21 protein-coding genes and 1 pseudogene are annotated in these 22,473 nt (G+C 54.6%); 14 read left to right on the top strand and 8 right to left on the bottom strand.

Features of this window, described 5'->3' with window-relative positions:
• Window positions 1-18: 18 nt before the first annotated feature.
• Window positions 19-903, bottom strand: a complete 885-nt coding sequence (locus ACJTMZ_RS01180) for an SDR family oxidoreductase (RefSeq protein ID WP_017382335.1) — start codon at window positions 901-903, stop codon at window positions 19-21.
• A gap of 111 nt (window positions 904-1,014) precedes the next feature.
• Complete coding sequence (locus ACJTMZ_RS01175; RefSeq protein ID WP_032653615.1) at window positions 1,015-1,542, bottom strand: GNAT family N-acetyltransferase; 528 nt, start codon at window positions 1,540-1,542, stop codon at window positions 1,015-1,017.
• 131 nt (window positions 1,543-1,673) lie between these two features.
• Here ACJTMZ_RS01175 and treZ point away from each other — a divergent pair, with 131 nt between their 5' ends.
• The 3 genes from treZ to glgX are packed head-to-tail and all read left to right on the top strand — an operon-like array spanning window position 1,674 to window position 8,017.
• Window positions 1,674-3,461 (top strand): malto-oligosyltrehalose trehalohydrolase, encoded by a 1,788-nt coding sequence (gene treZ, locus ACJTMZ_RS01170; RefSeq protein WP_408626809.1) that lies wholly within the window; start codon window positions 1,674-1,676, stop codon window positions 3,459-3,461.
• Entirely contained in the window at window positions 3,458-5,926 is a 2,469-nt protein-coding gene (gene treY / locus ACJTMZ_RS01165) for a malto-oligosyltrehalose synthase (protein WP_408626808.1), read from the top strand. Before treZ ends, treY begins: the two co-directional genes overlap by 4 nt.
• A 15-nt stretch (window positions 5,927-5,941) precedes the next feature.
• Window positions 5,942-8,017, top strand: a complete 2,076-nt coding sequence (glgX, locus tag ACJTMZ_RS01160; protein ID WP_045348253.1) for a glycogen debranching protein GlgX — start codon at window positions 5,942-5,944, stop codon at window positions 8,015-8,017.
• On the opposite strand, the gene ACJTMZ_RS01155 is transcribed toward glgX, so the two are convergent.
• Window positions 8,014-8,562, bottom strand: coding sequence for a winged helix DNA-binding protein (locus tag ACJTMZ_RS01155; protein ID WP_045339808.1), 549 nt, complete (start codon window positions 8,560-8,562; stop codon window positions 8,014-8,016). The two genes, glgX and ACJTMZ_RS01155, sit on opposite strands and share 4 nt — an antisense overlap.
• A 230-nt stretch (window positions 8,563-8,792) precedes the next feature.
• On the opposite strand from ACJTMZ_RS01155, the gene ACJTMZ_RS01150 reads away from it, so the two are divergent.
• From ACJTMZ_RS01150 to ACJTMZ_RS01140, 3 genes are read left to right on the top strand one after another with little or no spacing between them, the layout of a single operon-like run.
• On the top strand, window positions 8,793-9,515 hold the full coding sequence (locus tag ACJTMZ_RS01150) for a DUF969 domain-containing protein (protein ID WP_003857121.1): 723 nt from the start codon (window positions 8,793-8,795) through the stop codon (window positions 9,513-9,515).
• Entirely contained in the window at window positions 9,512-10,498 is a 987-nt protein-coding gene (locus tag ACJTMZ_RS01145) for a DUF979 domain-containing protein (RefSeq protein ID WP_017382341.1), read from the top strand. Before ACJTMZ_RS01150 ends, ACJTMZ_RS01145 begins: the two co-directional genes overlap by 4 nt.
• A gap of 9 nt (window positions 10,499-10,507) precedes the next feature.
• On the top strand, window positions 10,508-11,503 hold the full coding sequence (locus tag ACJTMZ_RS01140) for a DUF2891 domain-containing protein (RefSeq protein ID WP_015570513.1): 996 nt from the start codon (window positions 10,508-10,510) through the stop codon (window positions 11,501-11,503).
• 22 nt (window positions 11,504-11,525) lie between these two features.
• Here ACJTMZ_RS01140 and ACJTMZ_RS01135 read toward each other — a convergent pair whose 3' ends face one another.
• Entirely contained in the window at window positions 11,526-12,908 is a 1,383-nt protein-coding gene (locus ACJTMZ_RS01135; RefSeq protein ID WP_063933667.1) for an MFS transporter, read from the bottom strand.
• 129 nt (window positions 12,909-13,037) lie between these two features.
• Between ACJTMZ_RS01135 and ACJTMZ_RS01130 the strand changes: the two genes are divergently transcribed.
• The 6 genes and pseudogenes from ACJTMZ_RS01130 (at window position 13,038) to ACJTMZ_RS01105 (ending at window position 16,799) form a co-directional block, all read left to right on the top strand.
• Window positions 13,038-13,967: a LysR family transcriptional regulator gene (locus ACJTMZ_RS01130; RefSeq protein ID WP_063933665.1), complete on the top strand. Its 930-nt coding sequence runs from the start codon at window positions 13,038-13,040 to the stop codon at window positions 13,965-13,967.
• Window positions 13,968-14,030: 63 nt separating this feature from the next.
• The gene (locus ACJTMZ_RS01125) at window positions 14,031-14,297 is read left to right on the top strand and encodes a DUF1778 domain-containing protein (protein WP_003857131.1); all 267 of its coding nucleotides are present in this window, start codon (window positions 14,031-14,033) and stop codon (window positions 14,295-14,297) included.
• Entirely contained in the window at window positions 14,285-14,770 is a 486-nt protein-coding gene (locus ACJTMZ_RS01120) for a GNAT family N-acetyltransferase (RefSeq protein ID WP_003857133.1), read from the top strand. Before ACJTMZ_RS01125 ends, ACJTMZ_RS01120 begins: the two co-directional genes overlap by 13 nt.
• Before the next feature lie 180 nt (window positions 14,771-14,950).
• Window positions 14,951-15,279: pseudogene (locus ACJTMZ_RS01115) on the top strand (ISNCY family transposase); the annotation flags it as partial.
• A 428-nt stretch (window positions 15,280-15,707) separates the two neighbouring features.
• Window positions 15,708-16,154, top strand: a complete 447-nt coding sequence (locus tag ACJTMZ_RS01110) for a DUF3290 domain-containing protein (RefSeq protein WP_014069654.1) — start codon at window positions 15,708-15,710, stop codon at window positions 16,152-16,154.
• A 9-nt stretch (window positions 16,155-16,163) separates the two neighbouring features.
• Window positions 16,164-16,799, top strand: a complete 636-nt coding sequence (locus ACJTMZ_RS01105; protein ID WP_015570517.1) for a DUF421 domain-containing protein — start codon at window positions 16,164-16,166, stop codon at window positions 16,797-16,799.
• 183 nt (window positions 16,800-16,982) lie between these two features.
• Here ACJTMZ_RS01105 and ACJTMZ_RS01100 read toward each other — a convergent pair whose 3' ends face one another.
• The 3 genes from ACJTMZ_RS01100 to ACJTMZ_RS01090 form a co-directional block, all read right to left on the bottom strand.
• A complete protein-coding gene (locus ACJTMZ_RS01100) occupies window positions 16,983-17,597 on the bottom strand; it encodes an NUDIX hydrolase (RefSeq protein WP_080337332.1) in 615 nt (204 codons plus the stop codon).
• On the bottom strand, window positions 17,597-18,889 hold the full coding sequence (locus ACJTMZ_RS01095) for a glycoside hydrolase family 28 protein (protein ID WP_015570519.1): 1,293 nt from the start codon (window positions 18,887-18,889) through the stop codon (window positions 17,597-17,599). Before ACJTMZ_RS01095 ends, ACJTMZ_RS01100 begins: the two co-directional genes overlap by 1 nt.
• Before the next feature lie 104 nt (window positions 18,890-18,993).
• Window positions 18,994-19,752: a DeoR/GlpR family DNA-binding transcription regulator gene (locus ACJTMZ_RS01090; RefSeq protein ID WP_015570520.1), complete on the bottom strand. Its 759-nt coding sequence runs from the start codon at window positions 19,750-19,752 to the stop codon at window positions 18,994-18,996.
• An 86-nt stretch (window positions 19,753-19,838) separates the two neighbouring features.
• Here ACJTMZ_RS01090 and ACJTMZ_RS01085 point away from each other — a divergent pair, with 86 nt between their 5' ends.
• Window positions 19,839-20,423, top strand: a complete 585-nt coding sequence (locus ACJTMZ_RS01085; protein WP_047365040.1) for an NUDIX domain-containing protein — start codon at window positions 19,839-19,841, stop codon at window positions 20,421-20,423.
• Between the two features lie 84 nt (window positions 20,424-20,507).
• On the top strand, window positions 20,508-21,266 hold the full coding sequence (gene tam, locus ACJTMZ_RS01080) for a trans-aconitate 2-methyltransferase (protein WP_023296628.1): 759 nt from the start codon (window positions 20,508-20,510) through the stop codon (window positions 21,264-21,266).
• Between the two features lie 6 nt (window positions 21,267-21,272).
• On the opposite strand, the gene ACJTMZ_RS01075 is transcribed toward tam, so the two are convergent.
• Complete coding sequence (locus tag ACJTMZ_RS01075; RefSeq protein ID WP_126340091.1) at window positions 21,273-22,463, bottom strand: cytochrome c biogenesis protein/redoxin; 1,191 nt, start codon at window positions 22,461-22,463, stop codon at window positions 21,273-21,275.
• Window positions 22,464-22,473 lie beyond the last annotated feature (10 nt).

Raw genomic sequence — 22,473 nt, 5'->3', positions numbered from 1 at the left:
TAGGTCTGAGAGGATGCTTTACAGCACGCCGGTACCGCCGTCAGAGCACCATACTTGTCCGGAGGCGTATGAGCAGGTATCTGAGGCAAAAAGCACATACAGCGGTGCGATTTCAACCGGCTGGCCCGGTCGGCCCAGGGGCGTATCTTCCCCGAACTTCTGAACTTTGGACTGCGGCTGACCGCCGCTGGACTGAAGAGGCGTCCAGTATGGACCTGGCGCGACGGCATTCACCCGAATGCCACGCGGCCCCAGCTGCTGAGCCAGAGACTTGGTAAAGGCCACGTTACAGGCTTTGGTCTGCGCATAGTCCACCAGGATCGCGCTCGGTTTAAACGCCTGAACGGAAGTGGTGTTGATGATCACGGCGCCTTCCTGCAAATGGCGCAGCGCAGCTTTAGTGATCCAGAAGGGGGCATAGACGTTGGTTTTAAACGTCGCGTCGAAATCTGCCGTGGTGAGATCGTCGATCGATTCGCAGTACTGCTGGCGTCCAGCGTTGTTCACCAGGATATCCAGGCCACCCAGTTCCGCGACGGCTTTTTCCACCAGCGTATCGCAGAACGACTCCACGCGAATGTCGCCGGGAATGGCGACCGCTTTACGGCCTTCGGCCCGAATCAGCGCAATGACCGATGCCGCATCGGACTCCTCTTCCGGGAGATAGCCAATAGCCACATCTGCACCTTCACGGGCATAGGCGATCGCTACCGCGCGACCAATTCCGGAATCACCGCCGGTAATCAGCGCTTTTTTTCCTGCCAGTTTTCCTGACCCGATATAACTTGTTTCACCATGATCCGGTATTGGCTTCATTTCCGATGCCAGCCCGGGGGCCCTTTGCGGTTGTTCAGCAAACGGTGGACGAGGGTAATGCAGCGTGTGATTATTTCCTGTAGACATACCGGCCTCCTTAATAGTGAATTCCAAGATTAGTCGTTAATTAAACGTAAGCGGGCAAAATTGACAAATTCAGACAAATCTATCTTCCGGTAGCGGATATAAAATATTTTCTCAAGCCAGCATGTAATACCAGAAAAGGGCGACCTCATCTTTTTCCGGCAGGGCGTTGTAAAGATAGCGATCGTAACCGCCCAGAATAAATCCATAGTGACGATAGAACTGACAGGCAGAAACATTAACGTTCTGCGTCTCCAGCCGTAAGCCGGGCGCATTGAGGCTTCGCGCCCAGACGTGGGTGGCGGACATCAGCTTGTGCGCCGCGCCCGTACGGCGTTTTGAACGCTCCACGGCAATGTAATCCACCGAAATAAATTTATTCCAGTTGCAGGACGCGGTAATAAAACCGGCGATTTCACCGTCATCCGTTTCGGCGATAAGAAATATTGAATCCGGATTAACGCAATGATTTTCCAGCGTCTGGAGATCAAGTTCATAGGTTTTAAGATAAGGTTCGGTCAGCGCCTCGATATGCAAATCACCATTGAGAAATGGCTCTCTGGCAATCTCATCAACCTTGAAAGAAAAATCACAACATTCAAGGCGGGCGAGGTCTGTACTTAATCCTTTTCGAATATGCATAGTATTCCTTAAGTGGGAGTTATAAATAGATAATAGACGAAGCGGCATCCCCTGCTGGCATAACACTCTGTAGATCCTGGTCTAAGCTTGTATTTCGTTCCGCGTAAAAGGTGGTCATTCGAGGACAATGAATGGAATTCAGAACATGTCGCAGGCACTGGGGTGCTGAGTTTATTTCCGATGACGTTGTACGTTTTCGCGTCTGGGCAGAAGGGCAGAAAGATCTCACATTACGTTTAACCGATACCGACATTCCCATGGCGGCGGTGGGCGACGGCTGGTTTCAGATTGACGTGCCCGGCGTCAGGCACGGTACGACCTATCAGTTTGTTTTACAGGATGGAATGGCGGTGCCGGATCCGGCCTCACGCGCGCAGCAGGCTGACGTCAACGGCCCGTCGGTGGTGATCGACCCGCGTCGCAGCCAGCCCACTCAGCGGGAATGGCAAGGACGACCGTGGGAAGAGACGGTGATCTACGAGCTGCATATCGGCACCTTCACCGGGGAAGGAACCTTCAGGGCGGCCATCGACAAACTGCCTTATCTGGCCGGGCTGGGTATTACGCAACTGGAAGTGATGCCCGTGTCCCAGTTCGGGGGCGCGCGCGGATGGGGGTATGACGGCGTACTGCTGTATGCCCCGCACTCGGCTTATGGCACACCGGATGATTTTCATGCCTTCATTGATGCCGCCCACGCGCTCGGGCTTTCCGTGGTGCTGGATATCGTACTCAACCACTTTGGCCCGGAAGGTAATTACCTGCCGTTGCTCTCGCCAGCGTTTTTCCATCAGGATCGTATGACCCCGTGGGGCAACGGTATTGCCTATGAGGTTGAGGCCGTCCGGCAATACATCGCTGAGGCGCCGTTATTCTGGCTCTCGGAGTATCATCTTGACGGTCTGCGCTTCGACGCCATCGACCAGATCCATGACGACGCTGAGACCCATATTCTTCCCGAGATAGCGCAACGGATCCGCGACGCATTTCCGGATCGGCATATCCATCTGACCACCGAAGACAGTCGCAACGTGATTTTCCTGCATCCGCGCGATGAGCATGGTCAGACGCCGCTTTTCACCGCCGAATGGAATGATGATTTTCACAACGCCGCGCATGTCTTCGCGACAGGGGAATCACACGCCTATTATCAGGATTTTGCCTTTGAGCCGGAGAAAAAACTGGCGCGGGCGCTGGCAGAGGGCTTTGTCTACCAGGGGGAAATCTCGCTTCAGACCGGAAAATCGCGCGGGGTAGAGTGTCGCGAGCAACCTCCGCAGTTTTTTGTCGATTTTATTCAGAATCACGACCAGGTCGGCAACCGTGCCCAGGGGGAGAGGCTTATCTCTCTGGCAGGCGCGGATAAAACGCGTGTGCTGTTCGCGGCGCTACTTATGTCGCCCCATATTCCGCTGCTGTTTATGGGCGAGGAGTATGGCGAAACGCATCCGTTCCTCTTTTTCACCGACTTCCACGGCGACCTGGCGAAAGCCGTGCGGGAAGGGCGCGCGAAAGAGTTCACCGGCCATGCCGGGTACGATGAAACCGTACCGGACCCCAATGACGTAAATACCTTTATGCGGTCGAAGCTTGACTGGAACAAGGCAGACACGGAGGAAGGCAGGGCGTGGCTGCACGCTACGCGCGAACTGATTGCGCTGCGTCAGCGCTTTATCGTCCCGCTACTGAAACAGCGGGGCGCCGTGGAGGGTAACGTCCTGCATACGGCGCTCGGCATGGTTGCCGTGAGCTGGCGTTTCCCGTCCGGTACGCTGTCGCTGGCGCTGAATATCGGCAAAAAGCCGCTCGCCTTACCGAACCTGCCCGGAAAAACGATCTTTAGCTGGCCGGAGGCAGTCGATAACCTGCCGCCAAACAGCATTGTTGTTCGCTTAGCTGATGGAGAAGCAGCGCTATGATCCCTTCCTCTACTTACCGAATTCAGTTTCGCAACGGCATGACCTTCGATCGCGTGGTGGACCTGATTCCGTATATGAAAGACCTTGGAATTAGCCATCTTTACGCGTCGCCTGTTTTCACCGCAACCACGGATTCCACCCACGGCTATGACGTGACCGACCCCAACGAAATCGACCCGGCGATTGGCGGGCGGGAAGGGTTTGACCGCATGGCGGCGGCGCTGAAACAGGCGGGGATGGGGCTGATTCTGGATATCGTTCCTAACCATATGTCGACCTCGCTGGAAAACCGCTGGTGGCGCGATGTTATAGAACAAGGCAGGCAGAGCCGCTATGCGGCGTATTTTGATATCGACTGGTCCCGACCGCTGACGTTGCCGTTTCTTGGCGACACCTTTGAAGCCGAGCTGGAGCGGGGGGCTATCACCTTAAAACGTGACAGTGTCACCAACAGCGCGGCGCTGGTTTACTATGATACCGCCTATCCGCTTAATCCCGGCACGTATGCCGAAGGCAAGAGCATCGCTGAGATCCACGAGGCGCAAAGCTGGCGGCTGATGTCCTGGCGGGAAGCGCCGAAACAGCTTTCATGGCGGCGCTTTTTTGAAATCACCGGGCTGGTCGGCGTGCGGGTAGAGGATGAGGCGGTCTTCGCAGACACGCACCGCCTGATCCTTGAGCTTGTTCACGCCGGGGTTGTCGATGGCCTGCGCATTGACCATGTGGACGGGCTTGCCGATCCGCTGGGCTATTTGGAGCGCCTGCGTGCGGCGACCGGACCGGATTGCTACATCACGGTAGAGAAGATCCTCGCCAAAGGGGAACAGCTTCCTCCGGAGTGGCCGGTCTCGGGTACTACGGGCTATGAGTTTATTGCCTCGCTGGCGGAAGTGCTGGTGGATGATACCAACCTCTCGCGACTGGAGACGCTCTACGACGAGACGCTGGGTACGACCGTGGACAGGCAGGCGGAACTTCGCAAAGCCAAAGGGCTGATGACCGATCGTAATTTTGAAGGTGAATTTACCACGCTGCTCAAAATCGCCAGCGAGCTGGCCGGGCATAACGGCGCCGAAGTGGAGCATGAGGATATCCGCCATGCCCTGCGCGAGCTGCTTATCGCGTTTCCGGTGTATCGCACCTACGGCACCGGAGAGGGGCTGACGCCACCGGATGTTGCGCTGCTCAGTCGCGTGGTCGCCAGCGTCGACACCTCTGAACCCGCGCTCAGCCTGATCGTGCGTATTCTTACCGGCGATCTGCCGGAGGAGGACCACGCGCTGGCCTCGCTTTTCCGCACCCGTTTTCAGCAACTGACCGGGCCGCTGATGGCGAAATCGGTAGAGGATACGCTGTTCTTCCGCCATAACCTGGAGCTGGCCCTGAACGAAGTCGGCGCCGACCCGACGCCGCGCGCGTTTTCACTTTCCCGTTTTCATCAGGAGATGCGCATTCGTCTTGCCCGCCAGCCCGATGCGCTGCTGGGAACCTCCACCCACGACACCAAACGCGGCGAGGATGCGCGAGCGCGACTATACACGCTGACGGAAGCGCCAGAACTGTGGGGAGAAAACCTGGCGCGCTGGCGGCAGATGAACCAGACGCAGGTCCGATTCCTCAACGACGGCACCGCGCCGAACGCCGCCGATACCTGGATGATCTTTCAGGCGCTGGCGGGCGTCTGGCCAGCCACGCTGTCGCCTGACGATCGAGATGGCCTTAAGTCACTGGAAGAGCGTTTCCTCGGCTTTATTGAGAAAGCCCTGCGCGAGGCCAAGCAGCGTACCGACTGGATCGACAGCAACGAAGGGTACGAGAGCGTGGTGCTGGACTACGTGCGCCATCTGCTCTCCCCGGATAACACCCTGTTCCTGCGTGATTTCAGTGCCGCACTCCAGCCGTTTATTCGGGCTGGGTTAATGAACAGCCTGAGCCAGACGGTGATCAAGCTGACTGCGCCAGGCGTACCGGACATCTACCAGGGCAGCGAAGGGCTTAACTTCAGCCTGGTCGACCCGGATAACCGCCGCGAACCGGATTTCACCGCGCTGGCGGAAAACCTCAGCGTAGCGGATGGAACCATTTTTAACGATGCGCAACGCTGGCGAGACGGCAGCGTGAAGCAGTACGTCACCGCCACGCTGTTACGGCTGCGGCCGCATTACCCCGCGCTTTTCCGCTACGGCGACTGGCTGCCGCTGAAGGTGACCGGCGAGCGGGAGGAGAATCTGATCGTTTATGCCCGCATAAAAGATGACGAGGCGCTGATCGTCGCCGTGCCGCGTCTGGTGTTTGACGTCACCGACAATGCGATGCTGTGGGCCAATACTAAGGTGGCCATACCCCAGGAGCTGGCCGGGAAGTACTACCGGGATCTGTTTACCGGTGAGCGTCGCCTTCTGCCAGAGACGCTGGATTTAACGTCTGAAAAGGGATGTTTGTTGGTTCTGCTTACCTGCGAATAATCGAGGAGAACAAAAATGCCAAAGGATACAACGTTTGAAATTCGGGCCGGTCATGGCCAACAGTTGGGCGCAAATTATGACGGAAAAGGAGTGAACTTCGCTCTGTTTTCCGCCCATGCGGAGCGGGTAGAGCTGTGTCTGTTTGATCCTTCGGGAAAAACAGAAATAGCCCGCCTGGAACTGCCGGAATATACCCATGAGGTCTGGCACGGCTATGTGCCGGATCTGAAACCGGGGGCGCTGTATGGTTACCGTGTGTATGGCCCTTACGATCCGGAGAACGGTCACCGCTTCAATCCCAATAAGCTGCTTATTGACCCCTATGCCCGTGAACTGGTGGGTGACATTGAGTGGAACGATGCCCACTTCGGCTATGAGCTGGGACACGATGAGCTGGATCTCAGCTTTGATACGCGAGACAGCGCGCCGTTTACGCCCAAATGTAAGGTCATCGACCCCAATGCCGTCGACTGGCAAGACTCCCGCCGACCCGATATCCCGTGGCCGCATACCGTGGTTTATGAGAGCCACGTAAAAGGCTTTACCCAGCTTAACCCGGCTATTCCGCCTGAACTGCGCGGTACGTTTGAGGGGATGGGGCATAAAGCGTCGGTGGAGTACATCAAAAGCCTCGGCATTACCTCGGTCGAGCTGCTGCCGGTTCACTGGTTCCCTGACGATCAGCACCTGCTCGATCGCGGTCTGAAAAACTTCTGGGGCTATAACTCGCTCGGTTTCTTTGCGCCAGCGTCACGCTATTACGGCCCGGCGGGGATCCAGGGTTTCCGCGACATGGTGCGTGCCTATCATGACGCGGGCATCGAGGTGATCCTCGACGTGGTCTATAACCACACGGCGGAGGGCAACGAGCTGGGGCCAACCCTGTCGTTTAAGGGAATTGATAACTTCTGTTATTACCGCACCATGCCGGATCAGCACCGGTATTACATCAACGACACCGGCACCGGGAACACCGTTAATACTTCCCACCCGCGCGTATTGCAGATGGTCATGGACTCCCTGCGTTACTGGGCAGAATCGATGCAGATTGACGGTTTCCGCTTTGATCTCGGGACCATTCTCGGACGTGAGCCGGAGGGGTTCGATCCGCGCGGCGGCTTCTTCGATGCCGTGACCCAGGATCCGGTGCTGTCGAAGCTGAAGCTCATCGGTGAGCCGTGGGATATCGGCCCGGGCGGGTATCAGGTGGGAGGCTTCCCGCCAGGCTGGGGTGAGTGGAACGACAAATACCGCGATACGGTACGTGAATACTGGAAGGGGGATAACGTCTCTAACGATTTTGCCGCCCGTCTGTTAGGGTCCGGTGATTTATACGATCTGCGCGGGCGTCGTCCGTGGGCCAGCGTCAATTTTATCACCGCGCATGACGGCTTCACGCTGAACGACCTGGTGTCGTACAACGAGAAACATAACGCCGATAACGGGGAAGATAATAACGACGGACATAACGATAACCGGTCGTATAACTACGGCGAAGAGGGGCCGACGGAGAACCCGGATATCATCGCCACCCGCGAGCGGCAAAAGCGCAACTTCCTCACCACGCTCTTCTTCTCCCACGGCACGCCGATGCTGCTGGCAGGCGATGAGTTTGGCCGGACGCAAAAGGGCAATAATAACGGCTATTGTCAGGACAGCGAGATCTCCTGGGTAAACTGGAAAGGGCTCTCTGAAAACGACGAGAAGCTGCGCGACTTTACCCGTCGGTTGATTGCCCTGCGCGCGACGCAGCCGCTGCTGCGACGTGAGAACTGGCGCGACGGGCTGGAGATCCGCTGGTTTAACGCCGGCGGCGGACCGCAGCAGTCGGAACAATGGGACGAGGGCTCCACCCTTGGTCTTGCCATCAGCCGCCCGGATCTTAAGCAGGAAGAGGGCGTCTGGCACGACGTGCTGATGCTGTTTAACCCGTTTGAAGGTACGGTGCCATTCCAGATCCCGCAGTTTGGTGAAGGGGGTTGGGTGCTGGAGCTTTCGACGGCGGATGAGGCCCCCACAGGGGAAATCATCACGGAATCCGTCGATTATGAACTGGCCGGGCGGAGTATGACGCTTTTCCGCCGTCCTTAAAGCGAGGCCGCCGCGCGTGCGGCGGTATCATACAGGGAGGAGATCGCGCGGAGTAACTGCGCGGTCTCGCCAATTGATGCTCCCGGAATGCCGCTTTCCGCATGAATGTTGATCAGGCAGGCCTCCCGCACCTCCCGGTACTTCATGCACAGCGCTTTTCCCTCCTCCGTGGTGGAGAAAAAAAGCTCTTTTCCGGCTTTCTCGCTGGTGACATATCCCGCCTTGACCAGCTTTTTCAGCGCATACGTCACCACGTGGGTATCTTCCACGTTCAGCACAAAGCAGATGTCGGCCAGCTTTTTCTTGCGGTTGCGGTGATTCACATGGTGTAGAAGCGAAACGTCAAAGGCCCCCATATCCGGTTCACCCGCAGCGGTCATGCAGCGCACCATCCATTTGTTAAACGCATTGCTGGTCATGATCAGCGCATATTCCAGCTCTGATAATTCAGCACACCGCTCTGAGACGAGATGACGGGAGGAGACGATTCGCCCGTCCGCAATATCGTCGTGGTTTAACGCTGTCGTCTTTTTCTCTATCGTCATAACGATCCTTCTCCCGAAATGTAAACCCGTCGATAAAATAAGAACATTTTATTGATAAATTGTTTACATGTTTTTGACGTTCAGATATAGCTTTTTAGTGCAGGTTCTGTGGAGCCTGACGCAAAACACAACATCGCGATCGCGCGCCGTAATGCACCGGCTTCGCTCTGCTGCGAAGTATAAAAAATAGCCGTCGGCGCGCAACGCTCACTTTGGATAGGGTAACGTTTATGGACAGTTCTACACTGTTGCCACTTATCGGGATTCCGGTGGTGGTTATTGGTTTTGCACTGCGTTTCAACCCGCTGCTGGTTGTCGTGGTGGCGGGGCTGGCGACGGGCCTGCTGGTTGGCATGGATTTCGGTATGCTGCTGGAAACCTTTGGCGAAAAATTCGTGAATAGCCGATCGCTTGCCACCTTCATTCTGATCCTGCCGGTGATTGGCCTGCTGGAGTATTACGGGCTGAAAGAGCGCGCCCAGGCCTGGGTCGCGAAGATCGCCAGCGCCACCTCGGCGCGTATCCTGATGCTCTACTTTGTCGCCCGCGAAGGGACGGCTGCGCTGGGCCTGATGTCCCTTGGCGGCCACGCGCAAACGGTGCGTCCGCTGCTGGCGCCGATGGCGGAAGGGGCGGCCCTGAATGAATACGGCGAACTGCCGCAGACTATCCGCGACAAAATCAAAGCCCATGCCGCCGCGTGTGACAATATCGCGGTTTTCTTTGGGGAAGATATCTTTATCGCCTTTGGCGCGGTACTGCTGATTGATGCGTTCCTGAAAGAGAACGGGATCGAGGGGATCGAACCGCTGCATATCGGCCTGTGGGCCATTCCGACCGCTATTGCGGCACTGATCATCCATATGACGCGTCTGCTGCGCCTCGACGCCAGCATTCGTCGCGACGTGATGGCCTGGAAAGCAGAGCAGGGTACGCAGGAGATCGCACCATGATGACCCTCATCACCATTAACCGCGTGTATTACCTGATCGGCTTCGTCGTGATGCTGCTGGTTGTGATGACCCTTCGCGACCGCGCTAACCCGAAACGCTATACCACGGCGCTGTTCTGGTTTCTGTTCGGCGGGATCTTCCTGTTTGGCGATCTGATGGTGCAGGAGCTGGGTAAGTCGCTGGCGTATCGCATTATTGGCGGCGCCGTTATCGTGATTGCGCTGCTGGCCGGTTTCGGGCTGGTCGGGAAGGGGCACTATAAAATGTCCACCGAGGAGGAGCGTGTTGCCTCGTCGAACCGGCTGAAAAACTGGCTATTCTTGCCCGCGCTGATGATCCCCGTGGTAACGGTCATCGGGACGCTGTTTCTGAAAGGCGTGTCGATTGGCGGCGTTTATCTGCTCGACCAGAAACAGCTTACGCTGGCGGCGCTCTGCGTAGCCTGCGTGGCGGCTATCCTTACCGGCTGGTGGCTGACAAAAGGTACGCCGCTGCATGCGGTGCGTCAGTCGCGTCGGCTGGTCGATACCATTGGCTGGGCGGTGATCCTGCCGCAGATGCTCGCCATGCTCGGCGGGGTGTTCGTGGTGGCGAATACCGGCGAATCGGTACAAAAGGTGGTCAGCCTGTTTGTGAACCCGGACAGCCGCTTCATGCTGGTGGTCATTTACTGCGTGGGGATGGCGCTGTTTACCATGATCATGGGTAATGCCTTCGCAGCCTTCCCGGTGTTAAGCGCCGGTATCGCTCTGCCATTCCTGATTAACGTCCATCACGGTAACCCGGCGCCGCTGCTGGCTATCGGTATGTACGCAGGCTATTGCGGCACGCTGATGACGCCGATGGCCGCCAACTTCAACATTGTGCCCGCCGCGCTGCTGGAGCTAAAAGACAAATATCAGGTTATCAAGATCCAGATCCCGACCGCGTTAACCCTGCTGGTGGTGAACGTGTTCTTAATGTATTTCCTCGTGTTTCGCTAAGGAGCTGCAATGGAATTAACGCAACATCAGGCTGACGCCTTCGCCAGAATGCCGTTGACCTATTTACGTCAGGAATACCCGAACCACATTATGCATCTGCTCAACGATGACGGCGACGTTCTGCCGCCTCGCGAGCTGCACCCGATCTTTTACGGCTGTTTTGACTGGCACTCTGCGGTGCACGGCTACTGGCTGCTGCTGCGCTGCCTGCGTCTCTGGCCCGAACTGCCGTGCCGGGAAGAGATCATCACTCTGTTCGAAGAACACCTGACCGACGAGAAGGTGGCGAAGGAGCTGGCCTATTTTACCGCGCCGTTCCGCGCGTCGTTTGAGCGGCCTTATGGCTACGGCTGGCTGCTGGCGCTGGCGCAGGAGCTGAAACAGTCGTCACTGCCACAGGCGGAGCGCTGGTACCAGACGCTGCAACCGTTAACGCGGGATATTCGCCAGCGGCTGGTGGATTACCTCAGCAAGCTCACCTATCCCATCCGCGTCGGAACACATTACAACACGGCGTTTGCGCTCGCGCTGGGGCTGGATTATGCCCGGGCGGTGACGGATGACGGGCTTGAACAGGCTATCCTGGACGCGGCGACGCGCTTTTATCATACGGACACGCAATATCCGGCGCATTATGAGCCGGGCGGCGACGAGTATATCTCCGGGGCGCTGACCGAGGCGTTACTGATGAGTAAGGTGGTAGAGAATTTCCCGGCCTGGTTTGATGCGTTTCTGCCTGAAGTGGGTGCCGTTTCAGCGCTGATGAACCCGGCTGAGGTAAGCGACCGCACCGACCCGAAAATCGCACATCTGGACGGGCTTAACCTCAGCCGCGCGTGGTGTATGAAGCACATTGCCCGCGCTTTGCCGGAAAACCACCCGGCGCAACAGGCGTTACAGGATGCCGTTGCGCGCCATCTCTCGGCAAGCGTGGAGCATGTTGTCGGCAGCCACTACAGCGGCGGCCACTGGCTGGCGAGTTTTGCGCTGCTGGCGCTGGAGTAGCGCTTAGTTATATTTTTCGTGCTCATCCTGTTTCCGCAGGATGAGTGATTTTACGCAACCGGCTCGCGCTGACGACGACCGCTACCGCAGAAGCTGCGGCGGCGACCCACAGCGCAACATGAATTGACCTTTCATCTGCGGCCAGCAGAACGGCCACGGCGGCGGCGCCCAGACACTGCCCGAACGTGCGCATAATGGATAAAACACCGGATGCATAGCTCGCATGCTCACGAATAACGTTGGAGAGCATTTCCCGGTTATTGGGACTCTGAAAGCAGCCAAACCCCACTCCGCACACCAGACTCCGCAGGCAGATATCCCACACTGAAGGGCGGTCGGGTAATGTTGCCAGCAGGATCAAACCGACGACAAAAATCATCAGCCCCAGGGTGGATATCGCCGGGGCTGAAATCGTGTCTGCCCACCGGCCTGCATGCGGCGCAATCAGTACGATCCCTAGCGGCCACGGCGTAAACAGCAGGGCAGACAACACCGGACTGTAGCCGTATTCGCTCTGAAACAGGAAGGGCAGCGCAATAAAGGTGATCCCCTGGCTGACAAAAGCAATCATCGACGTGAAGGCCGCGAGGGTAAAACGTTCATTTTTAAACATCATCGGCGGCAGTAAGGGGTTATCCGCGCGGCGGATCTGCCAGATAAACGCCATGCCGCTCAGCGCAGCGAGCATTGTCCAGCAAAGGCTACCGGGATGATAGTCCTGGAGGCTGTTCGCCGCCATGATCGTCGACCCCAACAGCAGCGCCGACAATATGGCGCCCGGGGTGTCGAAAGGCGCTTGCTTTCGAACCGCATCCCGCGGCAGCGCTTTGACCGCCAGCAGTAAGGCGAGGGTGCCGGGAACAACGTTTATCGCAAACAGCCATTGCCAGCTCAGGGTGTGAAGGATCGTCCCGCCCAATACCGGGCCGATAGCGGAGCTGGAGGCGATGAGCAGGGCGTGCAACCCCAGAATGCGGCCAAGCAATTGCCCGGGAAATACGGACCGCAGGATTGCGGGGGCAATACTCAGCGTCGCCGCGCCGCCGATCCCCTGAAGCACGCGCATACCGATAAGCACTTCGGGTGTATTCGCCAGCGCGCAACCCAGTGATGTCAGGGTAAAGGTCGTCAGACCTGCCAGAAATACGGGGCGATAACCCAGGCGGGCCGCAAGCGCCGCGAATATCGCCAGCGTCATCGCAGCCGCCAGCAGATACCCGTTGGCGAACCAGACGGCAATACTGGCAGGTACCTGCATCTCCTGAGCCATGGAGGGCAGGGCAATGTTGATCATGGTGCCATCAAACACGCCCATTAAGGTGGTGGTCATAATTGCGGCCATCACCCGTGCGCGCGCCGGACCAGGCAGTCCTTCGTCGCCGGGTTGACTGGAAAAGAGCATCATCATGTTGTCCTCTGAGAAGAGTGTATGGATGACAAAACTATAAAGATGGCTTTTACAGGGCGGAAGGCGCACCATTTGCACTTTATCGTTGCACGAAACGCCTTATCTGAATGAACAGGAATGAGCGCTATGACCGATCCTGATTTTAATTTACTGATTGCACTCGACATATTGCTGAGCGAAGCGAGTGTCGCAGGTGCAGCACGTCGTCTGAACCTCAGCACCTCGGCCATGAGCCGGACATTAAGCAGGTTACGTGACGTTACAGGCGACCCGATCCTGCTGCGCGCCGGACGTAACATGGTACTAACCCCGTGGGCCGAAGCGACCCGGGATCGCGCCAGACGTGCAGTGCACGAGGCGAGGGCGGTATTGCAGCCCTCAACTGAAACGTTCAGCGCGCAAAGTCTGGCGCGTCTTTTTACCATCAGGGCAAACGATGGTTTTGTGGTGGCGTTTGGGCCTGCGCTCATAGCGGCTGTGGCCGACGCCGCGCCGGACGTCTGTATACGCTTCGCGCCTAAGCCGGAAAAAACGTCGCGCTATCTTCGGGAAGGGCTGGTTGATCTGGAGATTGGCGTCCAGAGCAATATGGGGCCTGAAATACGGCTGCAACGGTTGTTTGAGGATCGATTTGTGGGCGTCGTGCGTAAGGGACACCCGCTGGCTAAGCAGGCAGAAATAGGCGTGAAGGATTATGTCGCCTGGGGCCATGTGGTAGCGTCACCCGAGGGCGCGTTGCACGGTTCCGTTGACGATGCGCTGGCCGAACTGGGGACAAAACGTAAAATCGTCAGCGTCGTACCGGGATTTCCGACGGCACTGTCCGTGGCGCTGGAATCAGATCTTATCGCCATGATACCCGCGCTCTATTTACTCAATCAGCAGGTAACGGACCAGATACACGTTTTCGAGCTGCCGTTCAGAAGCCGTCGTATTACGGTATCGCAGATGTGGCACCCAAGAATGGAACGCGACCCTGGTCACCGCTGGCTGAGAGAGCGAATTCTTGCGATATGCGGTGTGGCGAGGTCAGACATGATTAAGGGTTCTGTATAGCGATTGCTATACACAGCGCTTATGCTATGCTTGTAAAGCAATTGCTATACAAGAGGTATACCTATGAAATCAGATGTTCAACTCAATCTCAGAGCCAAAGAATCCCAGCGGGCGCTTATCGATGCCGCCGCAGAGATCCTCCATAAATCACGCACGGACTTCATTCTGGAGATGGCCTGTCAGGCAGCCGAGAATGTGATCCTCGATCGGCGTGTATTCAATTTTAACGATGAACAGTATGCTGAGTTCATTGACATGCTCGATGCCCCGGTCGCGGACGATCCTGCCATAGAAAAACTGCTGGCAAGGAAACCTCAGTGGGACGTGTAACAGCACCAGAGCCCTTATCCAGCGTCCATCAACTGGCGGAGTTCGTCAGCGGAGAGGCCGTGCTTGACGAATGGCTAAAACAAAGAGGTCTGAAAAACCAGGCGCTCGGCGCAGCCCGAACGTTTGTCGTTTGTAAAACGGGCACGAAGCAGGTCGCGGGATTTTACTCTCTGGCTACCGGCAGCGTTAACCATACGCAAGCGACAGGTAATCTGCGGCGTAACATGCCGGATCCCATTCCCGTGATTATACTTGCCCGTCTGGCTGTGGATGTCTCGTTACGCGGAAACGGGTTGGGAGCCGATTTACTCCACGATGCGGTTTTACGCTGTTATCGGGTAGCTGAGAATATCGGGGTGCGAGCGATCATGGTTCATGCACTCACTGAGGAAGCCAAAGCGTTTTATATCCACCATGGTTTTAAAGCATCGCAGACTCAGGAACGGACACTGTTTCTCAGGCTTCCTCAGTAGAGGCAAAGGGAGGGGGTAGGATGCGATGGGCTTATCTGACGAGGGATAGGCTTCATAATATCCAATTTAACATAATATACATTATGCGCACTAAGGTTGTAACAGCAAAATTGTAATGTCCGTTCTGGGATAAGGATAAGTTAAGTGTACATCACATAGATTCACCATCGAGGGATTCTGATGACGGCACACGCAGCGGAGTTTTTCACTATGGACAAAGTTAACCGACTCAAAATCATTCAGGACGTTGTCGTCCAGCCTCTGACCACACTGATGGCCGCGCAGCGCCTTGATATTTCAGACAGTCACAGCCAACGCCTTCTGTTGCGTTACAATGAATCTGGCCCACTGGGTATGGCTGGCCGTCGTCGCGGGAAACCCGGCAATAATCAACTACCGGATGGTCTTGCCCGGTACGCATTCAATATTATCCGCGAAAGCTATACTGACTTTGGGCCTACGCTGCCAGCGAGGAACACGAAGAACTGCACGATGTTCACCTGTCAAAATATTGGGAAGTACATTGAGGTCTGGCATTACCCGGATGGCCGGAAAGAACTCAGGCTAAACGGAGTCATCCTTCCCTACTTCACTTATAATCGTATTCAGGAAATTGATTAGGCTGCTATCGTGGACAACAAGCGCCTCGGGCAGATTCCTTAGTTTATTAAGCTGGTTCAGGACAAACGTTAGAAGATTATTTATACTCTGAATTCTTTTTCCGGTAGTGAGTGACCTGTATGGAAGAATGATAAATGCCCGACATGAGCGAAGAACGGAAGTTCTGAATGCTACTAACATTGAGATGCCTTGAGTCATAACAAGCAAGTCAACATAGTTGGCTTAAGGATAATGATCAATTTCAGCTGATAACTAATAAATGGAAATGTTTTACTATAATAAAATGTGGTTTTGAGGGGTTAGGGATTGAACTTATATGAAATTTTATAGCATAGATTATCTACAAATGCAGTCTAATATCAATGATTATTTAAAATACATAGTTATATTTAGTACTTTATTTATCTTGATCGTTGTTTTTAGCCTGTATATGCGTCATCGCCTGCAAACCAAATATCGTGACTTAACAATCATAGTTTTCTTGTTTTTGCTCTTCATTTCTGGTGTTCAGTATGCTGATTATACTGATAGTCAAAATATACATTCCCAATCCTCGCAAATGGTTAATTTTGTTAGGCTCCTATCACAAAAAAAAGATGTGAATGTAAATGCTATATTTTCCAGTTCCGTACAACTCTCTGATGGCATTATCGTTAAAATTAGTGATGTTTTTTATCGCGTCAATTTGAGCCCGGATCAAAAAACATACAATTTAGTAGAGGTTTCGTTAGTAAACCCAGAAATAGAAATCATAACAAACTGAGGTGTGGAAATGATAATTTATTTACCTATCATTATAAAGTTGGGCCTGGGGATACTGTGTTTAATTGTTCAAATAAATCTTATGGGAAAAGGAAATCTGGCCCCCTCATCTGCAATGGACCAGGTTCAAAACTATGTGCTGGGGGGAATTATAGGAGGCGTAATTTACAACGAATCTATATCGGTTCTTCAATTTATTCTGGTACTAATCATATGGACTCTTTTGGTCTTCGCTCTTAAATTCCTGAAGGAAAACAATCGATTAATTAAAAGGATAATTGATGGGAAACCGATTACCTTAGTACACAATGGCAGTGTTAATGTTAAGGAGTGTTTACGGAATGGTGTTTCTGCAAATGATCTAATGTTCAAATTAAGAGCAAATGGAATTTATGAGATAGAACAACTAAAACGCGTCGTTCTCGAACAAAATGGGCAATTAACCATCATACAAAGTGGCGATGAAAATATACGCTATCCAATTATAGTGGACGGTTTGGCCAACCATGACCTGCTAGAAATCCTTAATAAAGACAGTGAATGGTTAGAAACTGAAGTTACAAAGAAAGGCTTCAGTAAAATTAGTGAAGTATATTTAGGTGAGTACTTGTCAGGTAGGATTAATTTATACGGATATGAAAAATAACATCCAAACAATAACACCATTTTATCAGGAGGCAGCCATTTCTGGTGTGCCTCCGCCTGAGAATATTGACATTAACGTCCGCTCCTGGCACAGATCAAATATTTGAGCTTTGCGCTGCCCCGGGCATCTGAACTTGGCTTTGACAATGATGTGGAGACTCAATATTAATCTAAAACATTATGATTAAGAGAACATATTTTTTGTTCTCGCCAGCAGGAATGCCGTAACTGAGGTGGCGTCAGTGATTTTGCCGTCACGTATTAATTGAGCAAAGGCACTAATTTTAATTTTTTTCACCGTCAGGCCGTATTCTTCCTCCTCCAGTTGCTGGCCGGTAAATGTCAGCTCCGTGGCAAGGTAAATATGATAACCCTGGGCTGAATAACCCTGTGCGAGCTTTTGATAACCGACGTACTCCATTTTCCCGGCGCTTAACCCGGTTTCTTCTTTAAGCTCGCCTCTGGCAACGTCTTCAGGTGCAGCGTCGCGAGAACATTCCCAACTTCCCTGAGGGAGTTCTGTGGTTCTCTGGCCCAGAGGGTATCGGTATTGTTCAACCAGATAGATTTCATCATTCTCAACCGGAATGATGACCACGAAATCATCTTTTTCAATGACGGAATAAAGCCCCTCGCTCCCATTGGCTCTCAGAATCCGGTCTTCCTTTAGCGACATCCAGCGGTTACGATAAATCTGTCTCGATTCCAGTGTTTTTATCTCTTTCTTCACGGTAAGCCCCTGATTTCTTTGCTTGTAGCTCTCTAACAGTAACGTTAACGCCTTCACCGTGCAATACATCAACGCTCATAACTGTCGTTACAGTCTTGCGTGTTCTCTACGGCAGTCACCTGCACATCCTTGAAGCGCAACCCATCCACACCGGAAATTTTCCCGAACTCTGACGCGTCAATCAAAATTCCGTCCAGTGTTAATCCGGTCACAGGACGCTCCGGATACCCCTCAATGAAAAATGCCCGCGAGAAATATTTGTTGTCTGAGCGATGCGCCGACATATTTTTAATCGTCAGTCCGCTGACCGCAGTAAGACCGGCTTCGCCCTCAACACCTTCAGCCAGCTTGCGCCAGTGTTCTGGTTTATCAGATAAATTTCCCCGGTCGCCATAGCTGTACTGCGGAAACCAGTTCAGCTGGATCAGCACCGGAAAACGCACGTCCGTAAGATGTAAATTTTGGACGGTGATATCACGGATAAATCCGCCCCGGTTGCGGGCCGACTTAATGCGAAACCCGACGCCCGTACCGTTAAACGCGTTATCTTCTATCAGGACGCGTTCAATGCCGCCTGAGGTTTCGCTCCCCAGCGTGATCCCGGACCCCTTATTCAGCGTACAACCGCGAATCACGATATCCCGTGCGGTACGTGCTTTTTGCGCCGCTTCGCGTCCTCGTCCTGATTTGATGCAGATATTGTCGTCATTACAGGAAACAATACAGCGTTCAACTCGCACCTGTTCACAGGAATCGATATCAATCCCGTCGGTGCTCGGCCCCGCAGAATTGCTGATTTGCACGCCCTCAACCGTGATACGGCGCGAATAACAGAGGTGCATGTTCCAGAATCCGGACTCCCGACTGGTAAAATCACGCAGCAGAATGCTCTGGCTTTCAAAGACCAGGATATTGCGCGGACGCTGACAGTCGTAATCAACCACCCAGCGCAATCCTCTGGCGCTGTAATCGCCGACCATGCCGCTGCGCTCGTCATCGCCCCAGAAGCGTTGCCACCAGATAACACCCTGCCCGTCTATCGTGCCTGTACCGGTAATGCTGACGTTTTCACAATCGATGATATTAATAATGCCTGCCGGCCAGCGCATATCAATGCCGGCCACCCGGGTATTTATCAGGGGATAATCAGCCAGATCCTGGCTGCCAACGAGCTGTGCGCCCGCGTCCAGGCGAAGCGAAACACCGCTTTTCAGAAACAGTGCGCCGGTCAGAAAACGGCCTTGCGGAATAACAATGACATCGTTCTGTTGAGCACTATTTATGGCCTGCTGAATGGCAGACGTTGACAGGCGTTGCGCGGTTGGGTCCGCGCCGCACGCCAGAATGGAGATCGCTTTCATGGCTTGTCCTTAAACAGATGAAAGCCTTAGTCTAGAAATCCGCGTGAAGGATAACCTTTGTCTGTTTGACAGCCACGCGGTCAGGCTGGCAAAAAAACAGATATTTACTGGCTTGCGATCACCGCAACGCCCTTTTCTTTCAGAGCGCTCACCCAGCGTTCATCCGTTGTGTTTTCAACAACCAGCGTATTCACCAGCGACAGGTCGCCAATCACAAACGCCGAGGCCGTGTTGATCTTTTCCGGTGAGGCCAATACCACCGTTTCCGCCGCTCTGCCGGAAAATGCACGTTTGATGCACGCTTCTTCGTAATCTCCGGTGGTCAGCCCGGCCTCAGGATGGACGCCGGTGACCCCCATGAAGAACAGATCCGCATGAATATTATTGATGCCTTCAATAGCGGCCGCGCCGACCGTGACGATGGAGTGTTTATACAAACGACCACCAATCAGGATCACCTCTATGCATGGATGGTCGACCAGCCCCAAAGCGATACCCGGGCTGTGCGTCACCACGGTTATCCGTAAATCGGGTGGTAAGAACGTAATAAGTTCGGAGGTGGTCGTCCCGCCATCAATGATCACCACCTGCCCCGGTGAAATGAGCTGCGCGCCTCGCCGTGCCACGCGTTTTTTTGCATCCATTTTAACGGACTGACGCTCGGCAAAAGGCGCAATCGCTGACGATGCTGGCAGTGCGCCGCCGTGAACACGCTGCAAACGCCCTTCTGCCGCCAGTTCACGTAAATCCCGGCGGATAGTGTCCTCAGACACCGAGAAAAAGAGGCTGAGCGCAGTAGACTGGACCTGACCTTCCGCCTCCAGTTTTTCCAGAATCAACTGTTTACGCTGGCTTGTGAGCATGAATTATTCCTGTTGTTGCACGATACGCCTTGTATTTGCACGATAGTGCTGTTTATGATGCTTACTCTACGAGAGGAGAGCCAAACGTGCAATCAAAACGTGCAGATATACGCATCATCAACAGCGAAACGTTGTCCGACAACTGGTATAACCTGAAAAAATACATTTTTGACCTCAAGCGCAGCGATGGCGACTGGCAGCGACAAGAGCGTGAAGTGTATGACCGGGGGAATGGCGCGACGATCCTGCTCTATAATCGCGACAGCAAAACCGTCATTCTGACGCGTCAGTTCCGTTTCCCGGTGTTTATAAATGGTCACGAAGAGGATCTCATTGAGGCGGCCGCCGGGTTGCTCGATAACCTTGACCCGGAAAGCCGGATTAAGGCCGAAGCGGAAGAAGAAACCGGGTATAAGGTGACGCGCGTAGAGAAAATTTTTGAGGCCTATATGAGCCCGGGCTCGGTTACCGAGAAACTCTACTTCTATCTGGCGGAATATCACCCGCAGGATCGGACCAGCGCAGGCGGCGGCGTTAAAGCAGAGGGAGAAGATATCGACGTACTGGAAATGACGCTGGACGACGCGCTTCGGAGCATTGAAAATGGGCAGATTGTCGACGGAAAAACCATCATGCTGCTCTATCACCTGGCCCTGAAAGGCATTTTATAATCTCACCATTAGCCAGATACCTGCCCCGGCGCAGGTATTTGCCTGTGCTATTCTTGCTGAACACCTCAACATGGAGATGCGAAAATGGCCGACTGGGATCCCTCTCTTTATCTACAGTACAGCGCAGAACGCACACGTCCCGCCGCTGAGTTACTCGCCCGGGTGCCGCTTGCTGACATAACCTCTGGCGTGGATTTGGGCTGCGGGCCAGGCAACAGCACCGCGCTGCTGAAACAGCGCTGGCCTTCTGCGCAGATCGCCGGCGTGGATAATTCCCCGGCCATGCTGGAGGAAGCCCGACAGGCCCTGCCAGACTGCCACTTTGTTGAGGCGGATATCCGGCACTACAAACCTGACCAGCCGCTCAGCCTGATCTACGCCAACGCCTCACTGCAATGGATCCCGGACCATTACCACCTTCTGCCACACCTGGTTTCGCTGCTCCAGTTAAACGGCGTGCTGGCGGTGCAAATGCCTGACAACTGGCTTGAGCCGACGCACGCCCTGATGCGTGAAGTTGCCTGGGAACAGGGCTACCCCGATCGTGGCCGCGAGCCATTGCCGGGTATCCATGCCTACTACGATATTCTGACGGAAGCGGGATGCGACGTGGATATCTGGCGCACCACCTACTTCCATCAGATGAGCTCTCATCAGGCGATTATTGACTGGGTCAGCGCGACGGGGTTACGGCCGTGGTTACAGGAACTCAACGAAAGCGAGCAGAAAAACTATCTGAAACGCTACCTTGAGCTGCTGGAAGAGCAGTATCCGCTCCAGGAGAACGGGCAGATACTGCTGGCTTTTCCGCGCCTGTTTATGGTGGCTCAGCGGGTTCCGTAAGCCGGATCAGGAACGCGCTTCCTTGAGCAACTGCTGAATCACGGCCTCCTGCTTGTCGTAGTTCCCCTCGCCAAACGCGGTGTAACGCAGTTGCCCTTTCGCATCGAAATAGTAATGTGCTGGCCAGTACTGATTTCCGAACGCGCTCCAGATTTTGTAATTATTATCCGTCACTACGCGGTACGGCAGCTGCCATTTATTGACCGCGTTTTTCACAGATGATAACGGCTTTTCCCAGGGGTATTCCGGGGTGTGGACACCAATCACCACCAGACCTTCAGACTGATATTTCTTCGCCCAGTCACGCACATGCGGAAGGGTATGCTGGCAGTTGATACAGTCCCAGGTCCAGAAATCGATAAGCACAACTTTCCCGCGCAAGGCCTCAGACGTGACAGGGTCACCGTTTACCCAACCCGTACCGCCGCTTAATGACGGTAGCTGGCTGCCCGGCGTCGCGTCAGCGACCGGTTGCAGTTTCACCTGCGTGGAGGTTGGTTGCGCAAGGCTCAACAGGGCGTTTTCCAGCTGGTCGGCAACACCGTTGGCGCCTTTCAGGGCTGAGGTCATTCCGCTGGCGTTGAACGCAACGGCGGCTAACATCATCACTCCCGCTCCCTGACGCAAACGTGCCATCAATGCGGATTTGGCTCTCAGAGGGGTTATCAGCTTACGGCCCCCCGCGACAAGCAGCCCCAGCATCAACGCGCACCCGCTGCCGTAAGCGGCTAACAGCGCTCCGGTTGCGATGGCCGAGTGGCCCGCAATATTAATGCTGAAGATCGCCCCGAGAATCGGTCCGGCACAGGGGGACCACAGCAGCCCAACGGCCAGCCCTGCCAGAAAAGCCGAAACCAGACCGCGTCGCTGCATGCTGTGGGTATTGAGAACGTTTCCCGCGCTGACCGCCGGGCGGGCAATGCGCTGAGCGAACTGCGGGAAGATCAGGGCCAGGGCGGCAATGCTCAGTACCAGCAGCGCAATCCAGCGACCGATAACGGTGGCGTCAGCGATCCACTCGCTGGCAACCGTTACTACCATCGCCACCAACATGAACATCACAATCATTCCCGCCAGAAGCGCCAGAATGTGTTTGCGCTGCCCCTGAAAGCCGGCGAACAGCAGAGGAATGACGGGAAGCGTGCACGGACTGAGCAGACTAATCATGCCGCCTAAAAAAGCGATTATCATAAACATAACGACCTCA

It is taken from the genome of Enterobacter sp. DN (assembly GCF_046054285.1).
Taxonomy (GTDB): domain Bacteria; phylum Pseudomonadota; class Gammaproteobacteria; order Enterobacterales; family Enterobacteriaceae; genus Enterobacter; species Enterobacter hormaechei_C.
The sequence above is the reverse complement of the archived record's forward strand: the minus strand, read 5'-3'. Positions and strand labels throughout refer to the sequence as shown.